The sequence below is a fragment of the Nocardia puris genome (genome assembly GCF_003315035.1).
GTDB classification, from domain to species: domain Bacteria; phylum Actinomycetota; class Actinomycetes; order Mycobacteriales; family Mycobacteriaceae; genus Nocardia; species Nocardia puris.
Genome location: NZ_QNRE01000002.1, coordinates 703138 through 716898, shown reverse-complemented (window position 1 = coordinate 716898; position 13761 = coordinate 703138). Strand labels below are relative to the sequence as shown.

General features: G+C 69.5%; 19 protein-coding genes and 1 pseudogene. 5 read left to right on the top strand and 15 right to left on the bottom strand.

Translation table 11 applies throughout. The features are described 5' to 3' along the window. Window positions 1-36 precede the first annotated feature (36 nt). Complete coding sequence (locus DFR74_RS08985) at window positions 37-546, top strand: hypothetical protein (RefSeq protein ID WP_233444436.1); 510 nt, start codon at window positions 37-39, stop codon at window positions 544-546. A 125-nt stretch (window positions 547-671) separates the two neighbouring features. Here the strand turns inward: DFR74_RS08985 and DFR74_RS08980 are convergent, their stop codons facing one another. Further along, complete coding sequence (locus tag DFR74_RS08980) at window positions 672-1118, bottom strand: SgcJ/EcaC family oxidoreductase (protein ID WP_067512813.1); 447 nt, start codon at window positions 1116-1118, stop codon at window positions 672-674. A 163-nt stretch (window positions 1119-1281) separates the two neighbouring features. After that, window positions 1282-1473, bottom strand: a complete 192-nt coding sequence (locus tag DFR74_RS08975) for a hypothetical protein (protein WP_232331871.1) — start codon at window positions 1471-1473, stop codon at window positions 1282-1284. A 249-nt stretch (window positions 1474-1722) separates the two neighbouring features. Here DFR74_RS08975 and DFR74_RS08970 point away from each other — a divergent pair, with 249 nt between their 5' ends. Then, on the top strand, window positions 1723-2073 hold the full coding sequence (locus DFR74_RS08970; protein WP_113975046.1) for a gamma-glutamylcyclotransferase family protein: 351 nt from the start codon (window positions 1723-1725) through the stop codon (window positions 2071-2073). Between the two features lie 42 nt (window positions 2074-2115). On the opposite strand, the gene DFR74_RS08965 is transcribed toward DFR74_RS08970, so the two are convergent. The 7 genes and pseudogenes from DFR74_RS08965 to DFR74_RS08940 all read right to left on the bottom strand — a co-directional run bounded on the left by DFR74_RS08965 (window position 2116) and on the right by DFR74_RS08940 (window position 7421). Beyond that, on the bottom strand, window positions 2116-3165 hold the full coding sequence (locus tag DFR74_RS08965) for an ABC transporter ATP-binding protein (RefSeq protein ID WP_067512819.1): 1050 nt from the start codon (window positions 3163-3165) through the stop codon (window positions 2116-2118). 37 nt (window positions 3166-3202) lie between these two features. Then, window positions 3203-4015, bottom strand: coding sequence for a molybdate ABC transporter permease subunit (gene modB, locus DFR74_RS08960; protein ID WP_067512821.1), 813 nt, complete (start codon window positions 4013-4015; stop codon window positions 3203-3205). Next, window positions 4012-4785 (bottom strand): molybdate ABC transporter substrate-binding protein, encoded by a 774-nt coding sequence (modA, locus tag DFR74_RS08955; protein ID WP_067512823.1) that lies wholly within the window; start codon window positions 4783-4785, stop codon window positions 4012-4014. The genes modB and modA overlap by 4 nt, the downstream gene beginning before the upstream one ends. 11 nt (window positions 4786-4796) lie before the next feature. Then, window positions 4797-5195: a TOBE domain-containing protein gene (locus DFR74_RS08950; RefSeq protein ID WP_067512824.1), complete on the bottom strand. Its 399-nt coding sequence runs from the start codon at window positions 5193-5195 to the stop codon at window positions 4797-4799. A gap of 56 nt (window positions 5196-5251) precedes the next feature. Further along, window positions 5252-5905 carry a molybdopterin-binding protein gene (locus tag DFR74_RS37955; RefSeq protein WP_411719596.1) on the bottom strand — a complete coding sequence of 218 codons (654 nt, stop codon included), beginning with the start codon at window positions 5903-5905 and terminating at the stop codon, window positions 5252-5254. Window positions 5906-5998: 93 nt separating this feature from the next. Then, window positions 5999-6335 (bottom strand): annotated as a pseudogene (locus DFR74_RS37950) (molybdopterin-binding protein); the annotation flags it as partial. A gap of 564 nt (window positions 6336-6899) precedes the next feature. After that, the gene (locus DFR74_RS08940; protein ID WP_084538049.1) at window positions 6900-7421 is read right to left on the bottom strand and encodes a helix-turn-helix domain-containing protein; all 522 of its coding nucleotides are present in this window, start codon (window positions 7419-7421) and stop codon (window positions 6900-6902) included. On the opposite strand from DFR74_RS08940, the gene DFR74_RS08935 reads away from it, so the two are divergent. Then, window positions 7379-8218: a class I SAM-dependent methyltransferase gene (locus DFR74_RS08935; RefSeq protein ID WP_067512830.1), complete on the top strand. Its 840-nt coding sequence runs from the start codon at window positions 7379-7381 to the stop codon at window positions 8216-8218. The genes DFR74_RS08940 and DFR74_RS08935 overlap by 43 nt on opposite strands. A gap of 147 nt (window positions 8219-8365) precedes the next feature. Here the strand turns inward: DFR74_RS08935 and DFR74_RS08930 are convergent, their stop codons facing one another. The 6 genes from DFR74_RS08930 to DFR74_RS08905 form a co-directional block, all read right to left on the bottom strand. After that, window positions 8366-8629: a helix-turn-helix transcriptional regulator gene (locus tag DFR74_RS08930; protein WP_067512832.1), complete on the bottom strand. Its 264-nt coding sequence runs from the start codon at window positions 8627-8629 to the stop codon at window positions 8366-8368. A gap of 26 nt (window positions 8630-8655) precedes the next feature. Then, the gene (locus DFR74_RS08925) at window positions 8656-8889 is read right to left on the bottom strand and encodes a DUF6400 family protein (RefSeq protein WP_067512834.1); all 234 of its coding nucleotides are present in this window, start codon (window positions 8887-8889) and stop codon (window positions 8656-8658) included. 161 nt (window positions 8890-9050) lie between these two features. Then, window positions 9051-9761, bottom strand: a complete 711-nt coding sequence (locus tag DFR74_RS08920; protein ID WP_067512836.1) for an ESX secretion-associated protein EspG — start codon at window positions 9759-9761, stop codon at window positions 9051-9053. Further along, on the bottom strand, window positions 9761-11128 hold the full coding sequence (locus DFR74_RS08915; RefSeq protein ID WP_067512838.1) for a hypothetical protein: 1368 nt from the start codon (window positions 11126-11128) through the stop codon (window positions 9761-9763). The genes DFR74_RS08920 and DFR74_RS08915 overlap by 1 nt, the downstream gene beginning before the upstream one ends. Before the next feature lie 2 nt (window positions 11129-11130). Then, window positions 11131-11751: a DUF3558 domain-containing protein gene (locus DFR74_RS08910; protein ID WP_084538050.1), complete on the bottom strand. Its 621-nt coding sequence runs from the start codon at window positions 11749-11751 to the stop codon at window positions 11131-11133. Further along, window positions 11748-12122 (bottom strand): hypothetical protein, encoded by a 375-nt coding sequence (locus tag DFR74_RS08905; protein WP_067512893.1) that lies wholly within the window; start codon window positions 12120-12122, stop codon window positions 11748-11750. The genes DFR74_RS08910 and DFR74_RS08905 overlap by 4 nt, the downstream gene beginning before the upstream one ends. 548 nt (window positions 12123-12670) lie before the next feature. On the opposite strand from DFR74_RS08905, the gene DFR74_RS08900 reads away from it, so the two are divergent. Together DFR74_RS08900 and DFR74_RS08895 are read left to right on the top strand one after the other, a co-directional pair. Continuing rightward, entirely contained in the window at window positions 12671-13546 is an 876-nt protein-coding gene (locus DFR74_RS08900) for a helix-turn-helix domain-containing protein (RefSeq protein WP_067512842.1), read from the top strand. After that, window positions 13543-13746 carry a DUF397 domain-containing protein gene (locus DFR74_RS08895; protein WP_067512844.1) on the top strand — a complete coding sequence of 68 codons (204 nt, stop codon included), beginning with the start codon at window positions 13543-13545 and terminating at the stop codon, window positions 13744-13746. Before DFR74_RS08900 ends, DFR74_RS08895 begins: the two co-directional genes overlap by 4 nt. Window positions 13747-13761: the final 15 nt, after the last annotated feature.

Genomic DNA, 13761 nt, shown 5'->3' with positions numbered 1-13761 from the left:
ACAATTCGGATCGGCCGGATGATGGGAAGATTCATCATGATCAAGAAGATGATTGCGGCCGCGGTACTCGCCGTCGCCGCCACCACCGGAATAGCGACCGCGACCGCGCACGCCGCGCCCGGCGCCGTGGTGGCCGGCGTGGACCGCGGTGTCGAATACACCGCCGCTGTGGCGCCGGATCGTTCCGCCGCGACGGTCACGCTCGCCGGGGGGACCTTCGAGGTCACGCCCGGCGCCGTGGCGGTGCGCGCGCCGGATGGCGCTGTGCTGGCGAGCCTTCCGACGTCGCTGCACACGGTGACGGGTCAGCAGGTGCGGGTGGTGCCGTCGCTGGACGCGACCGCCACGCAACTGACGCTCACCCCGGCGAGCGCGCCCGCCCAGCCGGAACTGTCGTTCATCGGTGACGCGGGCACCACGATCGCGGGTATCGCGATCGGTTGTGCGATCGGGGCGCTCATCGGCGCGATCTTCCTGATCCTGCCCGCGATTCCCGGGTGCATCATCGGCGCGGTGATCGGCGGCATCATCGGCGCCAACGCCTGATCGGCGAGAATGCGGCCCGTCCGGTGGTGATCACCGGGCGGGCCCCGTTCTGTCACAGCGCAATTCCGGCCGCACCGGTCCTCGGTGCGATATTCGGTCCGATCATTCGACGCGGATCCGCATGATCATTCCGCGGCGGGTACGAGCGTATTCTGCCGCGCGGCCACCCACCATTGATCACCTTCCTTCACGAGGACATACAGCGCGACCATCGCCGGGGTCCGGTCGATCAACTCGCCGTCGGGTGTGGTGGCGCGAGCGGCTTTGTGCGCCAAGGCGATATCGGGGCGCAGGAACGTGATGCCGGTGACGTCGTAGCGGACGTATTCGTTCTTCAGGAACCCGGCCAACCCGCGCCGCCCGGAGTCGAGGAGCGCGTCGTAGCCGGAGATCAGGGTGCCGACGGCATTGCCCGCGACGGCGTTCGCGGTGAACCCGCTGACCATGAGCTCGGCGTCGTTGGTGTTGTAGCCCCGTTGGACGTCGGCGATCAGCTGTTCGATGGCGGCGATGTCGGCCGTGTGGTCGACGGTGTCGTCGGCGACGTGTGGTCGATGCGTGGTGGAGTTCATGGACCCAGGGTCATGCATCAACCTAAGTTGAGGTCCAGTCCCACATCGATGTGAGCGCGGTCGCTGTCTCCGCGCCAGGGTTTGGCGCAGCGGCGTCGATGGGTCGCGCGGCCCCTGGGTGACGGATTCGTGTTCGACGTCGCCACGGGGAAGTTGAACGAGGTCACCGCTTGAGCGATCTCGTCGCCGCCGGTGAGCCGGACGCGCACCACGGCCATCGCTTCGCCGCGGGTGACCGAGAGGACCGTGCCATCATGTCGGCATGCGTGGCGCCCTTCGTGCACAGACGGCCGCCGTTGGCGGGGTGCGCCTTGTCGCCGGAGACCTTCCGGACCTGTCGGCCGTCCGTCTCCACCGCGAGACCGCAGCCGACGCCGCAGTACGAGCCCACCGTCCGCACCGGCTCGGACCCGGGACCTGCGGCCACCGGCACACCTCCTCACCCGTCGACGCCACACCCACTGCCCGCCACCGTAGGAACTCGGTGTTACCGGCTGGTCACCTCGGCTGCTACGGTCACCTCTCCGAGGGCGCGTGCCGGCTGTGCGGGACTGAGAGGCAGGTCACGGCCACGCGGCCGGCGAAGTCTGGTCGGATGGACCGCATGGCCGACATCCTGCTGTTCTCCTACGGAACCCTGCGCCAGCCGGAGGTGCAACGCACCGTCTTCGGCCGCGAACTCGACGGTCGCCCCGACGAGATCACGGGCTACTCACTGGGTGAGGTCCTCATCACAGACCCGGCCGTGATCGCCGCCAGCGGCAGCGCCGTCCACCCCGTCCTGCGCCCGGCCCCGTCCGCCGCGGGCATTCCCGGCACCGTCTTCACGATCGACGCGCACGACCTGGCCGCCGCCGACGCTTACGAGGTGGACGACTACACCCGCGTGCTGGTGCCGCTGCGATCGGGGGCGAAGGCGTGGGTGTACGTGCTGGCTTCGGAAGCGCCTGCCTGAGCTGTTCCACGGGCGGGTATCCGACGTACTCGTCCTGCTCGATCACGCCGGGTAGGTGTGGGTTTCGGTGGCCTTGACCGCCGCCCACAGCTCGAGGCCGGGGCGTAGAGACAGGTCGGCGACCGTCGCGGGGGTGATATCGGCGAGGACGGTGGGGGTGCCGTCGAGGCGGACGCGGGTGGTGTGGGCGTGCTGTTCGATGCCGGTGACCGTGACGGGCCAGGTGTTGCGGGGGCTGCCGGCCGGGCGGTCGGGGTGCAGGCTCACGGCGCTGGGCGGGAACGCCACGTGGACGCGGCCCGCGGCCGGTTCGGCGACGGTGAAGGTGCCGCCCTCGTCCAGGGCGACGCGGGTGCCGTCGGCGGTGCCGCGATACAGGTTGAGCCCCACCAGGTTCGCGACGTAATCGGAGCGGGGGCGGCGCGCGACCTCGGCGGGCGGCCCCTGCTGGATGACGCGGCCGTGCTCGAGGATGACGAGGCGGTCCGCGAGCACCATCGCGTCGAGGGGGTCGTGGGTCACCAGCACGGTGTGGCCGGGATAGTCGCGCAGGTGCTGGGCCAGGTCGGCCCGCACCTGGAGGCGGGTGCTCGCGTCGAGCGCGGCGAGGGGTTCGTCCAGCAGCAGCAACTGCGGATCGGTCACCAGCGCCCGCGCCAACGCCACCCGCTGCGCCTGCCCACCGGAGAGAGCCCGCGGCTTGCGTTGCGCGAACTCGGCGAGCCCCACGCGGTCCAGCCACGCGGCGGCCCGCTCCCGCGCCTCCGCGCGGCCGCATCCGCGCGCCCGCAGCCCGAACGCCACATTCTCGAGCGCGGTCAGGTGACCGAACAGCAGATAGTCCTGGAACACCACGCCCGCCGCCCGCTTCTCGGCGGGGACGAACACCGAAGGCGCCTCGTCCCACGTGTTTTCACCGAGCCGCAGGTGCCCGTCGGTCAACGCGAGCAACCCGGCCAACGCCCGCAGCGCGGTCGTCTTCCCGGCCCCATTCGGGCCGAGCAAGGCCACCACCTCACCCGGCTCCGCGCGCAGGTCGAGTTCGAGCGTGAATTTCCCTCGGGCGACCAGGATTCGAGCATCGAGCGTCATCGCGGGCCTCGGGATCGCGCGTGCCCGAATCCGCGACTCACACCGCACCTCGAATCCACCGCTCCCGCAACGCCACCAGCACACCCACCGACACCAGCAGCAGCACCAGGCTCAGGACGATCGCGGCGTCCGGATCGGTCTCGAGCGCCAGATACACGGCCAGCGGCATGGTGGTAGTCTTGCCGGGAAAGTTGCCCGCGAACGTGATGGTGGCGCCGAACTCGCCGAGCGCGCGCGCCCAGCACAGCACCGCCCCCGCCACCACACCCGGCAGCACCGAGGGCAGGGTCACGCGCCGGAAGGTGTACCAGCGCGAGGCGCCGAGTGTCGCGGCCGCCTCCTCGTAGCGGGGATCGGCCGCCCGCAGCGCACCCTCCACGGCGATGACGAGAAACGGCATCGCCACGAACGCCTCCGCCACCACGACCCCCGCCGTGGTGAAAGGCAGTGAGACACCGAACCATTCGTGCAGATACTGCCCGACCAACCCGCGCCGACCCAGCACCAGCAACAGCGCGACACCACCCACCACCGGCGGCAATACCAGCGGCACCGTCACCAGCGCCCGCAACAATCCGCGCCCCGGCACGTCGCCGCGCGCGAGCAACCATGCCAGCGGAATGCCGAGCACCAGGCACACCAGCGTCGCCAGCGTCGCGCAGACCAGCGAAAGCCGCAGCGCCTGACCGACTTCGGCGCTGAACAGCCGCTCGGGCACCGTGTCCCACGGCGCGCGCAGCAGCAACCCGAGCAGCGGGACGAGCAGGAACAGCAGCCCGACGACGGCGGGCAGCACGAGGATCAGCGGCCGCCGCCCCCGCACCGCCCGTCGTCGCGAGGCACTGATCACGGCGTGCCGAATCCCGCCGCCTCGAACACCGCGTCGGCCTCGTCGGAGGTGATGAACGCGACGAACGTCTCGGCCGCCGCGGCGTTCGGCGCACCGGACAGCGGGGCCACCGGATAGTCGTTGACGGCCTGCTGCGATTCGGGGAACTCGATGCCCTCGACCTTGTCGCCCGCGGCCCGCACGTCCGTCCGGTACACCAGGGCGGCGTCGACCTCGCCGAGCGTCACCTTGGTGAGCACGGCCTTCACGTCCTGCTCACGGGTGTCGGGGTGCGGCGTGATGCCGGCGACCTCGAACACCTTCTGCGCGGCCGCTCCGCACGGCACCTGTTCCGCGCACAGCGCGATCGTCGGCTCGGTCTTGCCGAAGTCGGCGAGTCCGGTGATGCCGCCCGGGTTCCCGGCCGGCACGGCGATCTCGAGCCGGTTGCGCACGAAGACGGTGGGTTCGGCGGTCACTTCGCCGGTGTCGACCACCTGCTGCATATTGCGCGGCGCGGCGGAGACGAACACGTCGGCGGGCGCGCCCTGGTTGATCTGCTCGGCGAGCGCGGAGCTGGCGCCGAAGCTGTAGACGACCTTCACCCCGGGATGCTCGGCCTCGAACTTCTCGCCGAGTTCGGTGAAGGTCTCGGTGAGCGAGGCCGCGGCGAACACGGTGACCGTGCCCGAGACCCCGCCGTCGGGCGCGGCGGTGGGTTCGTCCGAACCGCAGCCGGCCAGCGCGACCACGCCCAGCGCCGCGGTGGCCGCGCCGAGTGTGCGAATCATCCTCATCTGCGTCAACTTTCCGGTATCTCGACAACGACGTGCGTGGACTTGACCGACGCGACGGCGACGCTGCCGACCTCCAGGCCCAGGTCGTCCACCGATTCCCGGCTCAGCAGCGACACCAGCCGGAACGGACCGGCCTGCATCTCCACCTGCGCCATCACGGTGTCCTTGACGATCCTGGTGACGATGCCGCGCATGCGGTTGCGCGCGGACGCGGCCACGGTGACGCCCGGTTGCGGCGCGTCGGCGGTGGCCCGGAGGAATTCGGCGACGTCGCGGCCGCTCACACCCTTGCGCCCGTTGTCCAATCGGATCGAGGGCAGGCGGCCCTGGTCGATCCAGCGGCGCACGGTGTCATCGCTGACACCCATCAGCGCCGCGGCCTCACTGATCCGTAGATTCGACACAGGGGAGAGTTTATTGCCGCATCCGCGGTTCGTGTGGCGGGGTCGGCGCGTCGCGGTCATCGGGGGAGCGGCAGCAGTTCGGCGAGGCTGCCGCGGACGGTGCCGGGGCGCAGCACCGCGAGCGCGGAACATCCGATGAGGTCGGCCAGGTGCGGGGTCTGCACGGGGCCCGCGGTGCGCCACACCCCGCCCGGCACCTGGCGCACCGGCAGCACCTTGGTGATCTCGCCGGTGATGCCCGCGGCGATGCGGCCCCACATCGGGGCACGGGACGTGCGGGCGGTGAGCGCGTCGACGAGGGCGGGACCGGTGAGCAGGAGGGCGGCGACGGCGGCGTAGGGGTTGCCGGGCAGGCCGAGCAGGACGCGGCCGTCGGGGAGGACGGCGACCAGGTGGGAGCCGCCCGGGCGCATGGCGACACCGTCGATGAGTACGCGCGCGCCGGCTTCGGCGAGCAGGGGGCGCAGGTGGTCGGCCGCGCCGCGCCCGGTGGCGCCCGCGACGACGATCAGGTCGGCGTCGGTGGACAGCTCGAACCAGGAGCGCAGCAGGTCGCGATCGTCGTCGAGGTGCCAGATATGGTCGCAGCGAATGTCGCAGGCGCGCAGGTAATTCGGGAGGATCGGGCCGAGTGCGTCCCGGGTCTGTCCGTCGCCGAGGGGGCCGTGTGTGCGGATCTCGTCGCCGGTGAGCAGGACGTTCGCGCGCACCGGACCCCGCACGGGCAGCGCGGTGACCTCGGCGGCGGCCGCGGCCGACACCACCGCCGGACACACGCGCGTCCCGGCGGGCGCCAGGTGTTGCCCGGTGGTCCAGTGTTCACCGCGGCGGCGGGTGTCGTCGCGCATCGGTGCGCCGGGGGCGCGCATGATCACGCGCTGGCCGGAAACCTTTGCGGTGACGGCGTATTCGTCGCGGATGACGGCGGTCGCGCCGAGCGGGGTGGGCGCGCCGGTCGCGAGGCGCACCGCGTGCCCCGCCGCGAGGTGCTTGCCGGTGGCGATGCCCGCCGTATGGACGTCGCGGCGCAGCGTCCACCACGGGCCGGGACCCGCTGACGGCGTAGCCGTCCACGGCGGCGGAATCGTGGCGGGGGAGTGCGGTGCGGGTGGTGAGCGGCTCGGCGAGCGTCGCACCCATCGCGTCGGCGAGGTCCAGGGGACGCACCGGCAGCGGCGCGATCCCGGCCCGGAGGATCGGCCCTATCTCCTCGACCGCGACCCGCTCGCCCGTCGATTCCACAGCCCGCGCCGGTACCGCACCCACTCGATATCCTGTCCCTCGGATTCCGGTATAAGCCGGGAGTAGATACTCATGTGCGGTGATTTCCGCCGATTTGCTCTGTATTTGCCGAGGGGTGACTTTGTGCTCACGCGGGCGGGGTGGGGGTTGAGAAGTCGATCGTCAGCGGCCAGGTCGGGGTCAGTGGTTCGGATTCTGTGTCCGCGTCGCGCGGTTCGTCGATCGCGAGTAGGCGTCCTGATTGCGGAGGGGTCGGACGAATCGCGGCGCGAGGTGCACGCGTTCCTTGCCGATGAGTGGCAGGGCTCCGGTTGCGCATTGTCTGACGCACCATCGGGTGCCGGGGTTCCGCGCCGATGCTGACTCGGTGACCCCCGCGATGGGGTGTGCCGGTGGTGTCGGCGGTGAAGTTGCGTCGCCGTGGGCAATGCGTGCGCGCAGCAGCCGGGATCGTCGGCGTCATCAGTTCTGGTGGGCCACCGATTCGCTTGTGTCGGAGGTTGTTTCGGTTGCGCCCGGCAGGACCGAGCCGAGAATGTGGAGGAAGGTCGGGCATTCGATGTGGCGCGGTGCGGGGCAGTATGCGGCATGGCGGAGGCCGTCGCGCAGGACCGTGAGCTCGCGGATGGTGCGGTCGAGGTCGTCGGCCTTGGCGGACAACGTGTTTCGATCCAATGTGGGTTCGCCGTCAGGGGCGAACATGAGGGCGATCTCGTCCAGGGAGAAGCGGGCGGAGCGGGCGAGAGCGATGAAGGCGAGGCGCCGCAGAACGCCGGGGTCGAACTGGCGGCGCAGGCCCCGTCGGCCGGCGGCGGTGATCAGGCCTCGCTCCTCGTAGTAGCGCAGGGTCGAGGGCGGCAGTCCGGAGCGGCGTGAGACTTCGGCGATATCGAGGAGTGTCGTGTTGACCTCGAGTCGGCTTGAATTGAGACAGTCTAAGCATGGAGACCAGTCGAGAGACCTACAAGACGACCGCCCAGGCATGGAACGGGGCGGCGGGGAACGCCTGGGTGGACTCCCAGGAACTCCTGGACAGCATCCTGCGGCCCTACGAGAATCTGCTGGTCGACGAGGTGCGCGACCTTCCCGCGCGCGATGTGCTGGACGTCGGCTGTGGGTCCGGCGGGACGACCGTCGCGGTGCAGCGCGCACTCGGCGCGCGCTGTCTGGGGGCCGATGTGTCGGCGCCGATGGTCGAGGCGGCGCGGGCGCGGGCCGAGCGCGAAGGATCGCCGGTCGAGTTCCTGCTGGCCGACGTCCAGCGCCATTCGTTCGAGGCGGCGAGTTTCGATCTGATCGTCTCGCGATTCGGCGTGATGTTCTTCGACGATCCGGTCGCGGCGTTCGCCAACCTGCGCCGCGCCACCCGCGACGGGGGCGAGCTGCGCTTCATCGCGTGGCGTTCCATGGCGGAGAACCCGTTCATGACGACCGCCGAGACCGCCGCCGAGCCGCTGCTGCCGAACCTGCCGGTGCGTGACCCGGACGGCCCGGGTCAGTTCGCGTTCGCCGACCGTGATCGCGTGACGGCGATCTTGACCGAAAGTGGTTGGGGGCGTGTGGAGCTCGAGCCGGTCGATGCGGAATGCACGATGCCCGAACCCTCCCTCATTCCGTACTTCAGTCGGCTGGGGCGGGTCGGGATGGTGTTGCACGAGGTGGACGAGGAGACGCGTGCCCGCGTGATCTCGACTGTCCGGGCCGCGTTCGAACCCTTCGTGGACGGGGGCACGGTGCGGTTCACGGGGGCGTGCTGGATGGGGCGCGCCGCCGCGGTGTGACTTCGCCAGGATCGTCGTGCGCCGCGGCGGGCCGCCGCTCGACAGCAGCATCGGCTGGCCGGTGGCGCACTCGGTCACGGCCTCGGGTACTGACGGCTGAGTTCGCCCATGGCGGATCCGTCGCGCGTGATCGAGTTCTGTTGTCGCTCAGGCGGATTCGGCGAGGCTGGCCGCACGCCAGGTGTCGGCGAGCTCTTGCAGCGGGATGTCCAGGGCCTGGCTGAGCGCGACGACGGTGCCGAAGGCGGGGGAGGGGAGGCGGCCGGTCTCGATCTTGCGGAGAGTCTCCGGGGAGATGCCGGCGGCCTCGGCCACGGAGGCGAGGTCGCGGTCGCCGCGCGCGGTGCGCAGATGGGTGCCGAGGCGGCGACCCGCCTCGATCTGGGCGGGCGTGAGCGGAAGACGGACCATGACTGCCAGATTACCGGCTTGCGCGGTCAGCCACGCGGAGCGCGGACCGGCAGCACACCGGCCGCGACCAGCTCGTCGTAGACGCGCTGCTGCTCGCCGTCGAGTCCGGAGTACAGCATGTCCCAGGCGCGTTCCTCGGCCTCCAGCACCGCGATGGGGTCCCAGTCGTCGCCGAGCGCCCGCATCACGGCGGCACGGCGGTGCGCCTCACCCAGCGTCAGATCGAGCGTGAAGCTCTCCTCGTTCGCGCTCTCCCGCATGGACACACCTCTCGTTCGCGCGGTCACCGCAGGTCACGGCGACGTCGAGGAGGGATGGTGGTCGAGGAGGTGTCAAGATCGCAATGATCTGGGTCACTCCGTGGGTGGACCGAATCGCCGACCGCGCGGCTTCGTGGTGCCCGAGGGGACCTTGTCGCGGGTCAGCGGGTGGCCGGGGTGAGCTGGGTGATCTCGCGGAGGATCGCCGACTGGTCGCAGGGGGTGAGGTGGAACTCGTTGAACTGCTTGCGGTAGAGGTAGCGGCCGTCGCCTTCGATGTCGAACCAGTTGAGGTAGCGGGGTTCGGGCGGGCGATGGCCGCGGACGTTCGGGAGGGATTCGATGGTTCCCGAGCCGGAGCGCGGCGCGCGGAGCAGGCGCAGGATGCGGTCGGCGGCGGTCTCCTTGCTGCCGGTCCACGAGTCGATGCCGAGCTGGAGGCGGTCGAGATCCTCGGAGAGGGCGCGGTGCCGTCCGGCGGGGACGTCGCCCGCGACCGCCGTGAACACCTTCGCGACCAGCGCGGCGCGACCGGCTTGGATGACGACGTTGCCGCCGAACTCGGTGGTCGGTCCGGGGCGCTGCACCATGGTGACGCCGATATCGGTGTCGATCGCACCGTAGGCGCGCATGGGCTTGCGGCGGGTGCCGATCAGCGACAGGGAGGTCTCGGGGTCGGCGGCGACGCGCAGCGCGGCGGAGAGGTCGGGGTCGCCGTGCCGGGGCAGGCGGTCGTCCAAGTGCCTGGTGAGGGCGTCGAATTCGTCCTCCCACCGGACCGACGCGATCAAGCGCAGCGGGAACGGGAACCGGTCGGCACCCGTCTCCCGCCAGACGTGCATGAACTCGTCGGGGGTGAACTCCCACCGCATCAGCGCTGTTCTCCGTCGAAGTCGGGCCGGTTCGCCGGCGCGTCGTCACCGATGGCCTGCGGGACCGTAGGCTCCGGCGTGCCCAGCAGTTCTTCCTGGACGCCGATGAGGTAGTCGGGGATCTGGCGATTGCTCTCGTTGTCGTCCTTGCCGCGACCGGTGCCGGGGGCCATCATGCCGGGCATGCCCGCCCGTCCCGCGCCGGGCGCGCGGTTCGCGGCGTTGGCGGCCGCCGCGGTCGAGCCCAGGCCCGTCGGTGCGCCGGTGACGCTGCGGCCCTGGCCGGGACTGCCCGGACCGGGGACGCCGGGGCCGGGTCCGCCGCCCGGGCCGGGGCCGGGCGTGCTCGGGTTGCCGGTGCCCGGCGTGGTGGGCGTGGTGGGCGTGCTCGGCTGCGTTCCGGAGGGTGTTGTGGAGGCCGGGGTGGTGCTGTTGTTGGCGGGGTCTGTGGTCGTGCCGGTCCCGGACGGTTGAGTGTCGGCGGGCGAATCCTGTTCGTCCCCTGCGGGATTCGTGGATTCGTCGTTCTCGCCCGGCGTCTCCTGATTCTCGGACGGGGTGCCGCTGCCGCCCGGATTCCCGGTGCCAGGCCCGTTCGTCCCGGGACCATTGCCCCCGTTTCCGGGATCATCGGTGCCCGGCACCGTGACCGGGGTGAAGGTCGGCACGCCGGTGCCCGCCGGGCCGTAGGACGGCTTGTAGCTGTTGTTCATCGTGTCGATCGCGGCGCGGTAGAGGGCTTCCGCACCCCGCTCATACGCGACCTGCTCACTCGCGCCCGAGTCCACGAGGCCGGTGCCGAACGCGGCGATGATGATCTGAGCGGGATCGAGGGTGCCCTCGGAGCCGTTCTGGCCGTAGGGGGCGACGGGCGGCGGGACGGAGGTCTTGACCACCTCGGCGGCGTGCGCCACGGCCTTGATCCGCGTGCCGGTCGTATTGATCACCTGCTGGATCCCGGTGGCTTCTTTGTAGAACTGCTGCGCGGAAGCCAGTGCGGCATCGGCCATCTGGCCCTCGATCCCCTCGGCCAGCGCGGACTGGATCGCGAGATGCGTCCCGAGCAGTCCGCCGCTCAGGGAGTGCCCGATCTCCATCCACGAGTCCGCCTGCTGATGCATGAGCCCGGGATTCATCAGCTGCGCGTTGGCGTAGATCTCGGCGTGCGTGTGCCCCTCGAACTGCTCCATCCGCGTGATGTACGCGGGGTCCTCCCCGAACTGGGTGAGATCCGATTCGTACTTCTCCGCACCCTCCTGATTCAGGCGCGAACGCTCACTGGGACGCGTGACGTCCGGGCCCTTGCCGTCCATGAAGACGCCCAAGGCGGCCGGGTTGTCGTTGATGTTGATGTAGGGGTCGGCCATGGTCAGTTGTCCTTGCCGATTTCCGGCTCGATGGTGGAGGCGATGTCGGTGATGCCGGCGCAGGGGTCGGTGCCGGCGGGGGATCGGTCGGTGAGATCGACGGCAATCTGGACGAATCCGACCTCCGTGCGCACGTCTACTTGGCAGCCGCGACGCATCCCGGGGTTGCGGACGAGTAGTGCTTCGCGGCCGTTGATGTTGGTTGGCTCGCTGTAGGACCCGACCTTCGCGATGTTCTCCTCCCACGTGGCGTTTCCGGAGTAGACGGTCAAATCCTTTGCAAGAGCATCGAACTGGCAAATGAAGAAGCTGTACTCTGCCACGAGATCCTTGCCGCGCTTGCGTGAACCCGGCTCGAATCCCGCCCTCAGGATGGTTTCGTCACTGATCCATGTGCAGGGGTCGAAGACGATCTTGGGACGCCCGCTGCTCTGGGTGTATTGATTGTTCTGAGAGGGGGGCTGAAGCTTCGAATCGGTCAGGGTGGGTCGTGCCGCCGTTGTCTCAGCAGGCAGTGTCGACTGGCCGGGCGTGGACGTCGGTGTTCCTTCGGTCGAGCAGCCGATCGCGAACAGTACGACCGCGAGCATCGGGATCGCCCATCGTCGGTTCGTCCGGGTCATGACTGCGATACCTCCGTTGCGGCGGTGTTGATGGCGCGGGCGTTCATCGCGTCCGCCTCCTCTATGAGCTGTCCCGCTCGAAGGTAGGCGGCCGCCATCCTGAGCGCAGCTTCCTTCATCGCGATCAGGGCTTCTGTCATCTTGAGGGCTTTGGCTGCGAATCCGGATTGGAGTTGCTGCGCAGACTCGAACCCGCCGAACCCCTCCAGACGCTGCAAGTCCCCCGCAGCTCGGAGTTGCGTGTCGATCGTGGTCTCCACGAACCGCGTATAGACCTCCGCACACTTGCGCGCGGCATCCGCCTCCATGCGGAAGGTTCCCCCCACCGCCTGCTGATACAACGCGTTCGCTGTCGTCTGCCCGACTTCCATCGACCGGCCCTCCCTCCGCACGCGTGCGCTCACTGTACTTGACGCTTGAAACCGGAGATCGGTTCCCCTGGGACGCCAGTTACCCGGAAGCTGGGTTCCGTCCTGGGCTTTTGCGGCGATGTGAGCGATTCGCCACGTTATCGTGGCGCGAGTCTCGGCGATGCGGACAATGCGACCGCTCCGGCGGGATCACCGCCCGCTGGTCGGCGTTCGAGCGACGCGGCAGATCCCGCGCACCCGGTACGAGCGGACTGATGCGCTCGCCGCGCCGGCACCCGTGTCTTCGAACCTGTGCGTCGACTGGGACCTTGGTGCGGTGTTCGGGGAGGTTCCCGGACAAGGCGGTGGTTGGGGCTCGAAGGTGCGCAACGGGTGCGAGAACCCTGACCGCCAGACGCCGCGGCGAACTGGATCAGCTCCGGTATCGGTTGCAGAACGCAAGCCTTCCTGGGCTTATGCGGCAATTGAATCGAATTTCGTGTCAATGGTTCCGGGCGCGACGGACCCGTGATCTGCTTGCGCGCAACGAGATCTGGAGGGAGGCGGGAATGTCGGGCGAGAGGTCGACGCTGGCGCGCAGGCAGCTCGGGAAGTACTTACGCGAGGGGCGGGAGGGGTGCGGGTTCACGCTCGCGCGGGTGGGGACGCTGATCGACCGCAGTACGAGTACGGTGCAGCGGATCGAGAAGGGGCTCGTGACTCGGCTGCGGATGGTCGACGTGGAGGCGCTGTGCGCGCTGTACGGGTTCGACGACGAGAAGACCGCGGCGATGAAAGTGCTTGCCACACAAGGGATCGAAGAACCCTGGTGGTGCGGGTACGACGACATTCTCGGCCGATTCGACTTCTACGTCGGCTTGGAGTCGTCGGCGGAGCTGATCACGACGTTCGAGTCGGAGGTGGTGCCGGGCCTGTTGCAGACGGCGGGTTACGCGCACGCCCTGATGCGGGCCGGCTATCCGCGCGAAAGTCTCGAACAGCGTTCTCGCAGAGTGCAAGTGCGGATGCGCAGGCAATCGCGGATCACCAGGAAATACGATCCGATGCGGCTGAACGTCATCGTGCAGGAGTCGGTGCTGCGCGTGGACGTGGGCGGACGGGGCGTGATGGGTCCGCAGTTGACGCACCTCGCGGACATGAGTCTGCGTCCGAACGTCGAACTGCGCGTACTCCCTTTCGGCGCCGGGCTTCCCATGGGCGTGTCGATCGGATCGTTCGTGCTGCTCGACTTCGGGACGGACAAGCGCGGGAAATCCCTGGAACCGCAAGTGGTGTATACCGAACGTTTCGCCGGAGACCTGTATTTCGATCGTCCCCGCGTTGTCGAGCGCTACCATCGTGCGTACGAGAGCATGCGCTGGAACGCCATGGATCCCGTGGCGAGCCGGACCCTGCTCAGAAGGACGGCCAAGGAGTGCGAATGAACGTCGACATGACCGGTGCCCGGTGGTTCAAGAGCAGCCGCAGCGGTGCCGACAAGAATTGCGTCGAGGTAGCCTACTTCGCGAACAATACTGTCGGAGTTCGTGATTCGAAGAATCGGTCCGGATCCGCCCTGGCCTTCAGCGCCGACGAGTGGTCGGCCTTCCTGAGCGCGGCGGCTCGAGGCGCGTTCAACCGCTGACTTCGGGAGCGCAGC

What these genes read in the sequence shown, in the direction of transcription:
- DFR74_RS08985 (WP_233444436.1), top strand. Translation starts at nt 37, where the DNA reads ATGATCAAGAAGATGATTGCGGCCGCGGTACTCGCCGTCGCCGCCACC.
- DFR74_RS08980 (WP_067512813.1), bottom strand. Translation starts at nt 1,118, where the DNA reads ATGAACTCCACCACGCATCGACCACACGTCGCCGACGACACCGTCGAC.
- DFR74_RS08970 (WP_113975046.1), top strand. Translation starts at nt 1,723, where the DNA reads ATGGCCGACATCCTGCTGTTCTCCTACGGAACCCTGCGCCAGCCGGAG.
- DFR74_RS08965 (WP_067512819.1), bottom strand. Translation starts at nt 3,165, where the DNA reads ATGACGCTCGATGCTCGAATCCTGGTCGCCCGAGGGAAATTCACGCTC.
- modA (WP_067512823.1), bottom strand. Translation starts at nt 4,785, where the DNA reads ATGATTCGCACACTCGGCGCGGCCACCGCGGCGCTGGGCGTGGTCGCG.
- DFR74_RS08935 (WP_067512830.1), top strand. Translation starts at nt 7,379, where the DNA reads ATGGAGACCAGTCGAGAGACCTACAAGACGACCGCCCAGGCATGGAAC.
- DFR74_RS08940 (WP_084538049.1), bottom strand. Translation starts at nt 7,421, where the DNA reads ATGCCTGGGCGGTCGTCTTGTAGGTCTCTCGACTGGTCTCCATGCTTA.
- DFR74_RS08930 (WP_067512832.1), bottom strand. Translation starts at nt 8,629, where the DNA reads ATGGTCCGTCTTCCGCTCACGCCCGCCCAGATCGAGGCGGGTCGCCGC.
- DFR74_RS08925 (WP_067512834.1), bottom strand. Translation starts at nt 8,889, where the DNA reads ATGCGGGAGAGCGCGAACGAGGAGAGCTTCACGCTCGATCTGACGCTG.
- DFR74_RS08920 (WP_067512836.1), bottom strand. Translation starts at nt 9,761, where the DNA reads ATGCGGTGGGAGTTCACCCCCGACGAGTTCATGCACGTCTGGCGGGAG.
- DFR74_RS08915 (WP_067512838.1), bottom strand. Translation starts at nt 11,128, where the DNA reads ATGGCCGACCCCTACATCAACATCAACGACAACCCGGCCGCCTTGGGC.
- DFR74_RS08910 (WP_084538050.1), bottom strand. Translation starts at nt 11,751, where the DNA reads ATGACCCGGACGAACCGACGATGGGCGATCCCGATGCTCGCGGTCGTA.
- DFR74_RS08905 (WP_067512893.1), bottom strand. Translation starts at nt 12,122, where the DNA reads ATGGAAGTCGGGCAGACGACAGCGAACGCGTTGTATCAGCAGGCGGTG.
- DFR74_RS08900 (WP_067512842.1), top strand. Translation starts at nt 12,671, where the DNA reads ATGTCGGGCGAGAGGTCGACGCTGGCGCGCAGGCAGCTCGGGAAGTAC.
- DFR74_RS08895 (WP_067512844.1), top strand. Translation starts at nt 13,543, where the DNA reads ATGAACGTCGACATGACCGGTGCCCGGTGGTTCAAGAGCAGCCGCAGC.